This window comes from Vibrio sp. 397 (assembly GCF_033339395.1).
GTDB classification, from domain to species: domain Bacteria; phylum Pseudomonadota; class Gammaproteobacteria; order Enterobacterales; family Vibrionaceae; genus Vibrio; species Vibrio alginolyticus.
Genome location: NZ_JAWOUN010000008.1, coordinates 74288 through 87342 on the forward strand (window position 1 = coordinate 74288; position 13055 = coordinate 87342).

The following is a 13055-nucleotide window of genomic DNA, read 5'->3' on the forward strand; positions in this document are numbered from 1 at the left end:
CGGAGAAAGTATGCATTCTGCTGAAATCATTCATTTCACGACTCAAGCATTAACCCTAGTGTTGTACTTGTCATTACCGCCGATTTTAGTCGCAGCATTGGTTGGTACATTGGTGTCGCTTATTCAGGCGTTAACTCAGGTCCAAGAACAAACGTTAGGCTTTGTGGTCAAGCTTATCGCGGTCATTATTACACTGTTCGTCACAACGCAATGGCTAGGGGCAGAGCTCCACGCCTTCGCCTCGCTTGCTATGGATAAAATTCCTCAAATACGATGAGTTATCACGACTTACACCAGGTTTTATTTTTGTCCAGTCTGACGTTACCTCGGTTAATGGCATGCTTCATCTTTTTGCCTATTTTGAGCAAGCAAATGCTAGGCGGCACCATGGTGAGAAATGGTGTGCTTTGCTCACTCGCGCTGTTTATATTTCCGATGATTAATCAGCAAAGCTTGCCCGCAGAAACCGACGGCATTTGGCTGATAGTGATTTTGGGTAAGGAGGTATTAATTGGGCTATTGATAGGGTTTGTTGCTGCTATCCCCTTTTGGGCGATAGAAGCGGCCGGTTTTCTGGTCGACAACCAACGTGGTGCTGCCATGGCAAGTATGTTTAACCCAACGCTAGGCTCACAATCCACACCAACAGCCGTGTTGCTGACCCAAACGTTGATTACCCTGTTCTTCTCTGGCGGGGGCTTTGTCACTTTTATCTATGCGTTATTCAAAAGCTATACATCTTGGCCGATCGTGGACTTTTTCCCAACCGTTAGCGACGCATGGGTTAGCTTCTTCTACGCGCAATTTGAACAGCTTATGTGGCTTGGTGTGTTGATGTCCGCTCCACTAGTGTTGGCAATGTTTCTTGCTGAGTTTGGTCTGGCGCTTATCAGTCGTTTTGCACCGCAATTGAATGTTTTTTTCCTTGCCATGCCAATAAAAAGTGCCATCGCGAGTGTTTTACTGATCGTGTATCTCGGAATAATGATGGATCACTTTGAAGTACAGTTTTACGGCATTACCCGATTCGCAGAACAACTCAATACCATTTGGCAATAACGCTTAGGATTCTTTATGAGTGCAGAAAAAACAGAGCAACCCACCGCAAAAAAGTTACGCGATGCTCGACAGAAAGGTCAGGTTGCCAAAAGCCAAGAAATCGTATCGTCTGCATTAATTTTGGCGCTCATAATTGTACTGTTTGCGTTCGCCGATTATTACATGTCGCACATCTCAGCGCTTATTCTCCTACCAAGTAAGCTTGCTTATCAGGGTTTCCAAGATGCGCTAGTCGATGTCGCTATCGCCATCGCAAAAGAAATTGCCTATCTACTCGCTCCGATTATTCTGGTTGCTGCACTCGTCGCCATCTTTTCCAATATGGGGCAGTTCGGGTTCCTATTTAGTGGTGAATCCGTTAAACCCGACATCAAAAAGATCAATCCCGTCGAAGGGGCCAAACGCATTTTTTCCCTTAAGAGTGTGATTGAGTTTATCAAGTCGATCCTTAAAGTCTCTCTTCTTTCCTGCATTATCTGGGTGACATTACGCGGTAACATCAACGCTTTAATGCAAATTCCAACTTGTGGGCTAGAATGTGTCCCGACCATTACTGGCGTCATGATTAAACAATTAATGATTATCTCTTCGGTAGGCTTCATCGTCATCGCTGCCGCAGATTTTGCGTACCAGAAATTTGATCACACGAAAAAGCTCAAAATGAGCAAGGACGAAGTGAAGCGCGAATACAAAGAGATGGAAGGCAGTCCAGAAATAAAAAGCAAACGTCGTCAGTTGCACCAAGAGCTACAAGCCTCCAATCAGCGCGAAAACGTTAAACGTTCTAATGTATTAGTTACAAACCCAACACATATCGCGGTTGGCCTTTATTACAAGAAAGGCGAAACGCCCCTGCCCGTCATCACTTTGATGGAAACCGAGGCGGTAGCCAAACGTATGGTCGCAATCGCTAAAGAAGAAGGCGTTCCTGTGATGCAAAAAGTCCCTCTTGCTCGTGCACTATACGCCGACGGCAACGTCGACCAGTACATCCCAAGCGATCTTATTGAAGCAACTGCGGAAGTGCTTCGTTGGTTGGCCTCGTTAGAGTCCGAGGCGGACTGACAAACCACATCCCATTCAAGATCTGGGCTTACAACTGCCCAGCTTTCAACCTCGATACTTTCAACGCTATAATGCGGTATCCTTTAACTGTATGTTGTTTTTTATGAAATCTAGCTTAAGCATTCGCTCCTACACGAAACGTATGAGCCGACATACTCATAGTGATTATCATCAACTGGTGCTTCCTCTCCAGGGCAACATACATATTGATATGGATAGCTATGTCGGAAAGGTGGCGATTGGCGACTGCATAGTCATCCCCAAAAGTTGTGCTCACGGTTTTAATGCCGAAGAGTCATCACGCTTTATTGTTGCGGATATGACCACTTTGCCCACTCATTTGATGGATAATAGTGTGGCTGTGTTTTCGATTAGCCCGCCTCTACTGAGCTTTATCCAGTTTGTCGAAAAGCAACTTGAGTATCAGGTTAATGATGAAATTGAAAACTCAATGGTTGCAACCTTCTATCTGTTGCTGGAGCAGCAAAAGCGGTCTCGCTCCGTAGATTCGCGTATTCGAGATGTACAGGTTGTGATCGCCGAGCAGCTTGATCAGCCACTCACCATTGCCTCATTAGCGAATGCCGCTTGCTTGAGTCCGACGCAGTTTAAAAAGCTCTTTAAAGAGCAGCTAAAAGTGAGCGTCCATAAGTACATTACACTACAACGTATGGAAAAAGCCAAAGCACTACTGACTCATACAGACCTTCCAGTTCAGTTGATAGCTGAACGAGTTGGCTATAGTGACCTTTCCGCGTTTAGTCGACGGTTTTCAATGCATTTTGGTATGTCTCCTAGAGAGTTTTCCCGGTAGTCACTAAAATAGTCCTCTGGAACAAGTATTCCGTCTTTTCAGCACAAAAATCTCTATCGCTTTCTTTTATTCTTTCTACCCTAAAACAGCCATTCACTAGGTAGAAATTACAGTGTTAAAAAAACATTTCACCGACTATCAATTAGGAACTTTATCCATACTTTTTGCTTCAACCCTGTGGGGAACGACGGGCACCGCTGCCAGCTTGGCACCGGATGTCAGTGCTCTCGCCATTGGCGCATTTTCTATGGGTATTGGTGGATTTATGCAAGCATGTCTGTCTGCGAAGTCACTGAAGAGAGATTTTCGAAAAGTCGTACATAAGAAGAAAACGTTACTGGTTAGTATTATCGCCTTAGCCACCTACCCACTGGCTTTTTATTCATCAATGCGATTCGCCGGTGTGGCTATTGGTACGGTTATTTCTATCTCCACTGCTCCTTTCTTTTCTGCTTTGTTAGAGTGTCTCTTTAGCCGAAATCAGACCATAACCAAGCGCTGGATGATGAGTTTCGCAATCGGGGTCATTGGCATTACCTTGTTGCTGGCTTCTGAGTCATCCGCAAATAGCTTATTTGATCAGGATATGAAGCATTGGGGTGTATTACTTGGCCTATTGGCAGGTTTGACGTACGCCATTTACTCATGGGGAGTAAAGGCTATGATTGACCACGGCATTGAATCGCAAACGGCCATGGGAAGTGTTTTTGGTATTGGTGGAGTTTTGCTTCTACCAACACTTTTTATCACGGGTGATAATCTATTTGCATCGTCAACTAATACGACGGTCATGCTCTACATGGCCTTGATTCCAATGGGGTTAGGTTACATCGCTTTTGGGTTTGGGCTACGGTTTGTTACAGCCAGTGGAGCTAGTATACTCACGCTATTTGAACCTGTTATCGCAGCAGCACTAGCAGTTGCGATTGTTGGGGAAGAAATTTCTCTCATTGGTTGGGTTGGTATAACGTTGACACTTGTGTGTTTGTTTCTTCAGTCGAAAAATTAAATTCAATGGCGATGAGCCAGCCCCAAAAAGTAACGCTGACGGTAGATAAAGTAAGGAGCAGCACCTACTCCCTACTTTACCATTTGAAATTACACCCAGCCTTCTGCCAAGTACATCAATCGCAATTGACTTGGTGAGCCTAGTTTTTCTAGCGCATCTAATTGGACGTCACTCAGGTTTGGGCATTTATCAAGATAAACCCGTCCGTTTGCTGCATCTAGGGGGAGCTTGTAGGTGAGCTTTTCGTTGATTTTACTTGCTTCCCCTTTATCAATCGCTCGAACAGCTGGCATGAGCCAATCCCAATCTTCTCCTAACAGTTTTTTAAACGCCCCGTTAGCAATAGACTCGGTTTTACTTGGTGCATCCTCTGGGCTTAGCTTCAAGATAGAGTCTACGTCAGGAACCAAGTGCTCACTTGGCTCTGAACCCAACATCTTTTTCAGTGTTAATCGAGCGGCTTCCATCTCTTGTGCCTCTTTAGGCGCTTGAGGAGAAGTCATTGCAGTATTCTCCTTAGGGCCAAGGTACGCCATTAATGCGCGGACAGAAGCCGGATCTTGCATACTGAAGGTAAAGTCTCCTTTTGCATTGGAAACTTCAAGTCTAGGTAAAACACCAGACATTTCGCCTTGCATAAGTTGCTCTTTTACTTCCGTATTTAGCCCGTATGCCCCAGCTTGGTTCGCCACAAAGCCACCGCCACTCATGATAGCAGTCGTTGCCGCAGAACCGATTGCCTCTTTTGCTATCGGTGTGACGCCCACCGTTGCTACAGAGCTAACACCGAACGTGCCCAGGCTCCCCGTCGCCATACCTAACGTAGCTCCAATGCCACCTTCAGCCGACAGTATCGCATGACCTTGAGCCAAGGTTTGCTGCATCGGCATAGAAAGACGTTGATCTCGCCCTGGCAACTGTGAAATTTGTTCTAACTGATGATGGTAAGCCTCAGCATCACCATTTACGGCCGCTTTGTGCAACTCTCGACCTGTAGAAATCAATAAGCCAACGCCAGGTAATGCCAAGTTAATAACGGCGTTAACACCAGAACCTTTTAGCTTTTCTTTGCCCATCTGCAGCAGTTCAGCAGCAAAGCCATCCATTTTTCCTGGATACTGGGCTTCTAAACTCACCTGCATACGCGGATCTTTGCTGATCGCATCAAACGTATTTTTAAGCTGCTGGTACGTATCGCTGCTCACTTTTATTTCATCCAATAGGCTGACAACTTCTAAGATTTTACGCTCAGTAAGTGGCTCACCGCGATAGCCTGAAGGACTCACTAGGGAGTAAGCCAACAGCGCAACCTCAGGTTTTTCTTGCTTAAGTAGCGCCTGCTTTAAATCAAGGTGAGTTTTGATGTTTTCTTGGAAAAACTTAGTGTATTTGCTTCTCAATACGCCTTCGTGAATAGAAGCAAACTTATGACCTTTGTGGAATGTGGAAGGTTCTTTTACTTCACCTCTTTTACTGATCACTCGGTCATCTTTTTGCGCAGCAACTGCACGAAACTGCTCTAGATCAGGTACTGGGCTTTGGCTGATTTTTTGTGTTGTATTAACCATTTTTCTCTCCTACACACGAAGTGATTGAACATGAGCTTGTTCATGATTAGAGGTGGTTGGAATCGCTTGATCCAACATTGCGAAACGCGCTTGCCACAGCTCGGCCTGTTCAATAACTTCGTGAAACCAAGCGGTAAGGTTCGTCGTATTTAGATGCTCAACGGGTTTACGTCCTGCTAAGACAAGCTGTCGACCATTTGGAGCTAAAGCAAGTGCGAGGTTGCCACTACCAATTCCTTGATAGTTAGCATGAGCAAGAAGCTCTAAACCTTTTAGTCGTTGTTCACCGGATTTTTCTAACCCTCCGAACGTTACAGACAACATCAAATCATCCGTATCTGTCGCGATGAAATACAACATGTAGCGATCATCGACCAGTAGCTGACAACGTTCATTTTCTTCAAAATTCAGTTCGGGCAACTCATTGAGTTGGCAAAACTCCAAGAGCAGTTGTTGAATCGTGTTCATAACTTTTTCCTTTTGTTTCAATAACTCTATTGAACAACGATTGCAGATTGAACGATGTCGGTAATGGCTTTATTTTTGTCACTTTTTCGCCTTCATTGTGAGGTTTTCCGCAGAAATCTCGCTCTAAAATCGAGTTGCCAGAGTAATAAAAAAGAGCAGCTCAGAGCTGCTCTTTCAATAAAGGTTAGATGCTTAGCATGGTGTATTTGCTCACTTCTTTTGCAGAGTGACTAACCCAGTTTATGGCTATCAAAAATGACTTCTGTTGGCGGGAACATATTCGAAACAGGTGGTCGTTGTGCATCTCCAAACATTGGTGCACCGAATGCAGATGTCGCCCACGGGTCAACAATTTTCACATCCTTACTCCACGTTGATGGATCTTTTATGTCGCTCCCCTCTTGTCGACCAACCAGTACATAAAGGTGTGTACCTGAATGACCCTTTTTAAACGCAACCACTTCTACTTTGGGTTCACTTTCAGGTGTTCCTGACATGCCTTGAATCATCTCAGCGGCGGCAGCAAAGGCAAATGTAGTACAGCAGCCGGCTTTCGCGGTTTGTACTGCCTTAGCAATGTTCTGTAGAGTGCTTAATTGCGGTGCGGTTCCTCTTTGTGCTGCAGCTTGAACTCCGTTTGCGGACATCGTCGCTCTGTGATCTTGCATGATTCGCGCTTGATCCGCGTGAAGCTCTTTTAGTCGTGGCTTTCCTTTTGTTTCATAAAACTGTGACCCCTTAACACCGAACGTATTTAAGTCCGTACAGGCAAAATCACCAAGCTTTTGAAGGTTGGCTTTATGTTCGTTGATAAGCGCGACACTCGATGAGGCTTTATTGGTTTTGGAAGAAGAGGCTGCCGTTTGTGCAGTGGGCCAATTTGAGCTAGGACCAGACGACAATCTCTCAAGATTTTTCAGGCTCCCAAGCGTTAACTTGTTTTCACCGTTCAACACATTTTTCAGCATGAGCTTCGCAACATCTTTAGGAATACCCTGCTTAGTAAGCAGGTTCACTACAATATCTTTCGCTTTATTCTGGTGGCTAATACGCGCTCTGATACTTTTATTTTTTGGTGCGCCCTCTTTAACAAAAATATCTTTACCGTTGTGTGCTCGAACCTCTTTGTCGTCAGCTTGATTTTGTGTCGCCAAATGTGACGTTAACTGACTCAACGAGTGCATTTGCGATGTATTAATATTGACCATGTGTGATGCCTTAAACTTGAATAAATGCGTGTACGTCTGTTTGGCTAAAATCTACAACCGTGTTGTTTTGAAATAACTGTCCCCAAGTATCAACTAATTCGTTCAACTGAATGATTAAGTTAGCAATGTTGGTGAGTTCACTTCCAGTCGCGATAGCAACTTGAAGAACAACGTCTTTGCGTGTTGGATTCACACAAAACTGCACACCACCTGTTTCTCGATACAAAAAGTTGTATTCAAGTAAAACTTGAAGTTTATCTAGCGTAATATCATCTTGTTCTATAAGCAGGTTTTTGGAAATCAATAACTCGCCTTTTTCCTCTACGAGCAGAACATCGACACTGTTGTTTTCAGCAAAATGCAGTGACCACATTTGATCGTCATACGCTGTCACGCGCTCAAGGTTCAGCACTTCTCCTAGCTCAGAGAGAAGCATATTAATCTTTCCTGTATCCATGTTGTGTCCTGTCTAATTTATTATAACTAAGTGACATCGATATATTTATTTCAGCGAAGCCACTTGGGTATAACGGCTCATTTAAATAAGCGAATAAGGATAAAAGAGATTTTATGGCGAGATAGAAACCGACACTTTATTTCAACGTCTCATTTTTATTGCTATTAGCCGTTTTATTGAGAAGAAAAATTAAGGTTAAGCTGGAAAATAAAAGAGCGGCAATCGCCGCTCCAAAAATTAAATAGAAGTAGAAAATCACTTAATACCGTGAAGGCTATTTTCTGCATCCATAACTAAAGGATTGAACGAGTCGTTACGAAGTTCTGCTATCGCGTATAGCATGCGCCCCATGCGACCATTTCCATCGGTAAAGCCATGGTACCCGATAACTCCGGCGAACAAATGTTTACCTAAGTCTTTATCTTCTACAGGGTTCTCTTTCAAAAAGCCTTCAATGTGCTGCTTTAACATGCCCTCACCGCCAATACTTGACGGCAAAGTGCCACCCGAAATATTTGGCCCTCGGTAATCACGCTCAACATTAGGCACCAATCGAGCGTGTAGCTCTTTTAGGTTTTCCATATTCAATAAGTCTTTACCATTAGACGCGTATTCTTTCAGTAAAGACGTAATATTTTCGGCATCGTTTCCTTTAGAGTTAGAAGCATTAATGATCCACGCCGCAGCTCTTTCAACATTATTGGTTACGCCACTTTTGTTAAACGCATCCTCCGCCAGTCCTTCAGCGTATACACCTTGGCTTAGATCGGTGCTTGCTAGACCTTCGATATGACGTTGCGCCGATTTAAGATGCATCACCTCCATATCAAACACCGCTTGCATTTGATTAATGCTACCTGCCGGGTTTTTCTGCGCTGCAGATACACCACCGCCGTAGTCTTTTACTACACGTCCAGCAAGCGACTTCGCTGCACTTTCGCCAATCAGTGATGTGAGGTTTTTACCAGAATCGGTTTCTAACATTGCCTCTGTCATCGCTCGCTCTGCTAACTGGTTTAGCTCAGCAGAGTTCGACTGAACTGATTTACTGTCTAACTTCGCAAAGGCATTTAAGACATCTGATGCGGTTTTTATGCTTCCATCCTTGAAGAACATTTGTCCATGCTCAACAGAAGAAGCAGCTTGTAAACGCTGAGCTTGTCCTTGCTCATTATCAAATACGGCTTTTGTAAGGGCTTTCGCTACCGATTGTGGGCTACCTTCGCGAAACAGTTTTCCTGTCGCTTCAAAAAATCGCGCTACTGCACCATTCGTAGGATTGGCGCGAGTAAATTCTTGGGTCGCTGCGTTGATTTGGTATTCTTTGCCACCAATACTCAGCTTACCTTCGTTAAGTATCTCGTTACGAGCTTGCGGCATGGCGGCCTGCAACGCGCTAACACTTCCAAAACTGATCATGTTTTAAACCCTTAATGTGGAAAAATGAGTGGTATTCGTTTCCGGTACTTCGGTTGTTTTATTGGTTACTTCTTGTGTATTCGCACTTTTTAACCACTCGATGAAATTCGCAAATGACTCATCGAAAAAAGATGCAGTTAGCAGTTGCTGAGGCAGGTGTATGAAACCGATATATCCGGTCTCTTCCTCCCAGCATACCGCTGGAGAGCCTTGCGTTAAGGCATCTTTCATATGTTGATGCAAAATATCAGCACTCGGTTTATCACCTGAAATCAGCCCGATAAGCGTCACACGATCTTCTTGTGCACGAATTGTGATTGCTGTGTTTTGCTCAACGAGTAGATGGCAACAATCATCCTCATCAAAAACCAACGGCTCCAATTGGCAGCGGCTGGCAAAATCTGTCAGTAAAGAAGTTATAAATCCATTAGCCATTCGACTAAATAATCCTATTTTTGTTGTTTTAGAGGCGCTGCTTAGTTGCAACACTTATCAACTAAGCAGCTTTCTTAGGTGTATTCTTAAGGATTTATGGCAGTGAATATTTTAGAAATGGTCGGATTTTTTTTGTTTAAAGGCATTAAAATGAAAAAACTCAGCAAGTGCTGAGTTTTTGAGGTTTATTCATGAATCGTAATTTTACGCTCGCTGAGCTGCTTCACCATGGCTTGCTTTAATGCATGCAGCTGTCCATCAATACTGGCGTCGATGATCCCAACTTCTGTTTCCAAAATGCAGCCTCCATTTTTCAAGCGCGCATCTGCTACCACGTCAACATAACCGACTTCAGGGAAATCACTTAATACACCAGCCACCTTTTCTCTCACCTCAACAACCTGCTCTGGGTGGACATGTAAAATGACCTGCTTTTGGTTACTCACCAGTTGCAACGCTTCTCGAACTACACTCACCGTGGTATCGACATCATCGAAGGTATCGATGATCTTACGTACTGCTTCTAACACCACACCTGTCATTTTTTCTTCGACTTGCTGATAGTAGTCATTACAACGTGCTAAGGTTTCAACCATCGTTTGCGCATTTTCAATCTTGGCTTGTGCAAGGCCATCTTGATAACCACGTTGTTTTTCGGTTTCGTAGGCTTGTTGGGCATTAGCAATGATGCTTTCAGCTTTGGAGTTCGCGGCTTCAACTAAGTGTTGCGAATCCAGATAACTGGCATAATCTTTCGCTTTCAGCACCTTTAAGCCAGGTGCCAGCTGCAAATTGTCTGTTTTTATTTCAACAAATGAAACCATTGAGGAATAACCTGTTTTGCGATTTTTTTTGTGAGTCGATACGCCAGATCTCGTTGATCCGCTTCCAACCAGTTAGCTGTTTCCGCGTTTTCGCTAAGTTGCTTTTCTAATTTGAATTGCCAACGAAGAACAACATCTTCTGGTGAGTTAATCAAAATAAACCTCATCCAAAAATATCCCAGCGCCCTCATGCTTGCTTCAACAGACCTTTCATCCAATAGTTCTGGTAACGAACGCTGCCAGCCTTGCGGCCAGCTGGATAACAGCATCGGCCCGTTTTGAATTAAGAACCGAGCGCCTTCCAAACCAAATACGTTGTTCAGAACCTGTTTAGGATGTTTTAAGACAACGCTTCGCATCGCAACGCAATGCAAAGCTCCACCCACCATCAATACGAGTTGATTCAACGCGTCTGTCGGGAGCAATGCCAAACTATGACAAGGTCTGTTAAAAGCCATCTCAGGAACGGGAGATAACGCCCACTCATTGATACACCATTGGTTGAACATGGGGTTATCTCTCCAGCCTTCGATATTTAGTAACCAAGGCTGCTTTTGCTCTATCCAACTTCTATGGATGTACTGGCAAGGCGCATAGTTAAACTGGTGTTGTACCTGCGCGAGTGGTGTTTCTGGTTTAACCACGCTTCGTGTTCCTACGACACCATGTAAAAGTAGCGATATTCGAGCCGATGAGTGCCGCTACCAAGAACACCAAAATGGCGATAAGATTATTCGCCGTCTCTTTGGTGACCTGAACCGACAAAATGCTTTTAAATTGATTGTTTTGAGTAGCAACTCGAACCTCTGATGAGGGTACCATCACTACGCTGATTCGATCGTAGTTCAACCCCTCAATACTGTTGTTCACTAATAATTTGATCTGCGGAACATATGAATCAAGCGCAATATCTGCCGCGTGTTTAATAAATACGGAGGCAGAAGCTGGAGTTGGACGCTCTCCTGGACGCAGATCTTGATCTTCCAAAACAACATGAACACGTGCCACTAGCACGCCATCAATCTGAGATAAGGTTGAGGAGAGCTCTTGAGATTTCGCGTATACCAAACGTGCTCGTTCTGCTAATGGTGACGAGATCAAATCGTCTTTAGGAAACACCTCTTTCAGTGTAGAAAACTGCTCTCTTGGATAGCCTTTTCGCTTTAGCGCGTCTACCGCGAAGGCGATTTGAGAACTGTCTACCATTAACTTGACGGTGTTGTCTTTGTCAGGTTCTTTTGTTGCAACGACACCTTCGGATAGTAAGATCGACAACATCTCATTACCCTCTTTCTGAGTAACGTTGGTGTATAGCTCGGTCTGACAACCTACCAGAAACAACGTGAGCATGATGAAAACTGCTCTCATTTTATTCATCATCACTATTGTGCCTTCAATAAGGTTTCTACGTTTTGTGTGGTTTTACCCACGGTTTTCGCGATCAGCTCTTCTTGAAAAGTAATGCGTGTCAGCGCCCACTGCATTTGCAGTAATTGCGCCGGATCATCACCCACCATCTTCATGTTGTCTTGCAGGTTACTTTTCGCGTTATCGATAGTGTTTTTCAACTCGCTGATGTTTTCTAGCAAACCTCCCTCCAGGCCATTACTTGCCTCGGGAACCGACATGGCTTGCTCAAAACGTTCGCTTAAACCGTCTTCGACTTGCGCATCCTGCAACTTATCAATGTTGGTTTGCATCACCTCGGTGTACTGCGTGTTTATCATATGTACTCCTAAGATAAATCTAACTTGTGACTGTGAGTCATGATGTTTTTCACCATCGCATTTTTTTGGATCATGAAGCTAAGTTCATCACGAACCATGTCCAGTGTTGATGCCATATCAGGTAACGACTTCAACTCTGCCCAGCAATGCCATAAGGCTTGTTCTTTCTGGGCACCCAGTGGAAAATGCTGCGCTAGCATTGCTTTTAGTGCTGTTTTATCAGCAGGTGGTTCGGCAATAAGCTGTCCCGAAAAATTCCCTAGTAACTCCTGCTTCAACACCTTTAACAAATCAGATTGTGGCTGCTCGTTGCCTTTTGCACTCTTCGCCTCATGAAAGGCGTACCACATTGCCTCTCGTTTAACTTGAGGGTCGGAGAACGCTTCATTTAACGATGATAAGACACTTTGTTTACTGACAACCTCTGCGTCTTTTAATGATTCGTACCACGCTTTAATCTCCGCCAGTTTGGCTTCTGTTTTCTCTAGCGTCTCTTTTGGAGAAACATGTGAAACTTGCTCTTGCTTGTCACTTCGCTCCATGAGTGCTTTCATCTTGTCTTCATCGCTCCGCTCATAATGGCGCGACTCCGACTGACGCAAAGATTGGTGTTGAAGACTTAGGTTGCTTGAATCAATGATCATCCAAGATTCCTAATGTCCTGAGAAAAGCTCGCAGCAAATGCTTGGCTTTCTTCGCTTCCTTGTGACGCAAGTTCTACCCAGCTTTCCGCTTTGCTCAGTAAACCGGCTTTGGCAGAAGCAAGAGCCGCTAAGCTGATCAGATCTGGATAGGCATTACAAAGTGGTTCGAGTAATTGATGAGCCTCTTCATACAAGCCTTTATTCATGAGGCTCATTGCACGAATCATCGCAACGGTCTCTTCAGAACCTGAGCTTGCTTCAAGGCCATCTGCAATCGTGTTGGCTTCTTGATGACGATGCATACCTGTTGCCATCAGCGCGATTTCAGCCAGCAGTTGGCGCGTTTCTCGTTCCATGC

At 44.4% G+C, this 13055-nt stretch carries 17 protein-coding genes; 5 read left to right on the forward strand and 12 right to left on the reverse strand.

Translation table 11 applies throughout. From position 1 onward, the window contains the following. Positions 1-10 precede the first annotated feature (10 nt). The 5 genes from vscS to R7P36_RS14240 all read left to right on the forward strand — a co-directional run bounded on the left by vscS (position 11) and on the right by R7P36_RS14240 (position 3947). Positions 11-277 (forward strand): SctS family type III secretion system export apparatus subunit VscS, encoded by a 267-nt coding sequence (vscS, locus tag R7P36_RS14220; RefSeq protein ID WP_005377227.1) that lies wholly within the window; start codon positions 11-13, stop codon positions 275-277. After that, positions 274-1059 (forward strand): type III secretion system export apparatus subunit SctT, encoded by a 786-nt coding sequence (gene sctT / locus R7P36_RS14225; protein WP_213899509.1) that lies wholly within the window; start codon positions 274-276, stop codon positions 1057-1059. Before vscS ends, sctT begins: the two co-directional genes overlap by 4 nt. Positions 1060-1074: 15 nt before the next feature. After that, positions 1075-2124, forward strand: coding sequence for a SctU family type III secretion system export apparatus subunit VscU (vscU, locus tag R7P36_RS14230; RefSeq protein ID WP_042523790.1), 1050 nt, complete (start codon positions 1075-1077; stop codon positions 2122-2124). A gap of 103 nt (positions 2125-2227) precedes the next feature. After that, a complete protein-coding gene (locus R7P36_RS14235; protein WP_158156528.1) occupies positions 2228-2938 on the forward strand; it encodes an AraC family transcriptional regulator in 711 nt (236 codons plus the stop codon). Between the two features lie 106 nt (positions 2939-3044). Continuing rightward, on the forward strand, positions 3045-3947 hold the full coding sequence (locus R7P36_RS14240) for a DMT family transporter (RefSeq protein ID WP_373921550.1): 903 nt from the start codon (positions 3045-3047) through the stop codon (positions 3945-3947). 89 nt (positions 3948-4036) lie between these two features. Here the strand turns inward: R7P36_RS14240 and R7P36_RS14245 are convergent, their stop codons facing one another. The 12 genes from R7P36_RS14245 to R7P36_RS14300 form a co-directional block, all read right to left on the reverse strand. Further along, the gene (locus tag R7P36_RS14245) at positions 4037-5515 is read right to left on the reverse strand and encodes a hypothetical protein (RefSeq protein ID WP_005387135.1); all 1479 of its coding nucleotides are present in this window, start codon (positions 5513-5515) and stop codon (positions 4037-4039) included. A gap of 9 nt (positions 5516-5524) precedes the next feature. Further along, positions 5525-5983: a CesT family type III secretion system chaperone gene (locus R7P36_RS14250; RefSeq protein WP_005377211.1), complete on the reverse strand. Its 459-nt coding sequence runs from the start codon at positions 5981-5983 to the stop codon at positions 5525-5527. A 230-nt stretch (positions 5984-6213) separates the two neighbouring features. Further along, positions 6214-7191 (reverse strand): type III secretion system effector VopR, encoded by a 978-nt coding sequence (vopR, locus tag R7P36_RS14255; RefSeq protein ID WP_213899510.1) that lies wholly within the window; start codon positions 7189-7191, stop codon positions 6214-6216. A 10-nt stretch (positions 7192-7201) separates the two neighbouring features. Beyond that, a complete protein-coding gene (locus tag R7P36_RS14260) occupies positions 7202-7648 on the reverse strand; it encodes a type III secretion system chaperone (protein WP_025768119.1) in 447 nt (148 codons plus the stop codon). A 255-nt stretch (positions 7649-7903) separates the two neighbouring features. Beyond that, positions 7904-9067, reverse strand: coding sequence for a VopS family T3SS effector adenosine monophosphate-protein transferase (locus tag R7P36_RS14265; protein WP_206970890.1), 1164 nt, complete (start codon positions 9065-9067; stop codon positions 7904-7906). Positions 9068-9070: 3 nt separating this feature from the next. Then, positions 9071-9502 (reverse strand): type III secretion system chaperone, encoded by a 432-nt coding sequence (locus R7P36_RS14270; protein WP_042523798.1) that lies wholly within the window; start codon positions 9500-9502, stop codon positions 9071-9073. Positions 9503-9687: 185 nt separating this feature from the next. Next, entirely contained in the window at positions 9688-10326 is a 639-nt protein-coding gene (locus R7P36_RS14275) for an HrpE/YscL family type III secretion apparatus protein (RefSeq protein ID WP_005387146.1), read from the reverse strand. Beyond that, positions 10305-10970, reverse strand: a complete 666-nt coding sequence (gene vscK, locus R7P36_RS14280; RefSeq protein WP_115386029.1) for a SctK family type III secretion system sorting platform protein VscK — start codon at positions 10968-10970, stop codon at positions 10305-10307. Before vscK ends, R7P36_RS14275 begins: the two co-directional genes overlap by 22 nt. Continuing rightward, the gene (gene sctJ, locus R7P36_RS14285; RefSeq protein WP_086012989.1) at positions 10963-11709 is read right to left on the reverse strand and encodes a type III secretion system inner membrane ring lipoprotein SctJ; all 747 of its coding nucleotides are present in this window, start codon (positions 11707-11709) and stop codon (positions 10963-10965) included. The genes vscK and sctJ overlap by 8 nt, the downstream gene beginning before the upstream one ends. Further along, positions 11709-12053 (reverse strand): type III secretion system inner rod subunit SctI, encoded by a 345-nt coding sequence (gene sctI, locus R7P36_RS14290; protein ID WP_005387149.1) that lies wholly within the window; start codon positions 12051-12053, stop codon positions 11709-11711. The genes sctJ and sctI overlap by 1 nt, the downstream gene beginning before the upstream one ends. An 8-nt stretch (positions 12054-12061) precedes the next feature. Continuing rightward, positions 12062-12697: a YopR family T3SS polymerization control protein gene (locus tag R7P36_RS14295; protein ID WP_025768115.1), complete on the reverse strand. Its 636-nt coding sequence runs from the start codon at positions 12695-12697 to the stop codon at positions 12062-12064. After that, positions 12694-13053: a YscG family type III secretion system chaperone gene (locus R7P36_RS14300; protein ID WP_005377200.1), complete on the reverse strand. Its 360-nt coding sequence runs from the start codon at positions 13051-13053 to the stop codon at positions 12694-12696. The genes R7P36_RS14295 and R7P36_RS14300 overlap by 4 nt, the downstream gene beginning before the upstream one ends. Positions 13054-13055 lie beyond the last annotated feature (2 nt).

Bases quoted from the DNA above. Each gene is read 5' to 3' on its own strand.
- vscS (WP_005377227.1), top strand. From the start codon at position 11: ATGCATTCTGCTGAAATCATTCATTTCACGACTCAAGCATTAACCCTA.
- sctT (WP_213899509.1), top strand. From the start codon at position 274: ATGAGTTATCACGACTTACACCAGGTTTTATTTTTGTCCAGTCTGACG.
- vscU (WP_042523790.1), top strand. From the start codon at position 1,075: ATGAGTGCAGAAAAAACAGAGCAACCCACCGCAAAAAAGTTACGCGAT.
- R7P36_RS14235 (WP_158156528.1), top strand. From the start codon at position 2,228: ATGAAATCTAGCTTAAGCATTCGCTCCTACACGAAACGTATGAGCCGA.
- R7P36_RS14245 (WP_005387135.1), bottom strand. From the start codon at position 5,515: ATGGTTAATACAACACAAAAAATCAGCCAAAGCCCAGTACCTGATCTA.
- R7P36_RS14250 (WP_005377211.1), bottom strand. From the start codon at position 5,983: ATGAACACGATTCAACAACTGCTCTTGGAGTTTTGCCAACTCAATGAG.
- vopR (WP_213899510.1), bottom strand. From the start codon at position 7,191: ATGGTCAATATTAATACATCGCAAATGCACTCGTTGAGTCAGTTAACG.
- R7P36_RS14260 (WP_025768119.1), bottom strand. From the start codon at position 7,648: ATGGATACAGGAAAGATTAATATGCTTCTCTCTGAGCTAGGAGAAGTG.
- R7P36_RS14265 (WP_206970890.1), bottom strand. From the start codon at position 9,067: ATGATCAGTTTTGGAAGTGTTAGCGCGTTGCAGGCCGCCATGCCGCAA.
- R7P36_RS14270 (WP_042523798.1), bottom strand. From the start codon at position 9,502: ATGGCTAATGGATTTATAACTTCTTTACTGACAGATTTTGCCAGCCGC.
- R7P36_RS14275 (WP_005387146.1), bottom strand. From the start codon at position 10,326: ATGGTTTCATTTGTTGAAATAAAAACAGACAATTTGCAGCTGGCACCT.
- sctI (WP_005387149.1), bottom strand. From the start codon at position 12,053: ATGATAAACACGCAGTACACCGAGGTGATGCAAACCAACATTGATAAG.
- R7P36_RS14295 (WP_025768115.1), bottom strand. From the start codon at position 12,697: ATGATCATTGATTCAAGCAACCTAAGTCTTCAACACCAATCTTTGCGT.
- R7P36_RS14300 (WP_005377200.1), bottom strand. From the start codon at position 13,053: ATGGAACGAGAAACGCGCCAACTGCTGGCTGAAATCGCGCTGATGGCA.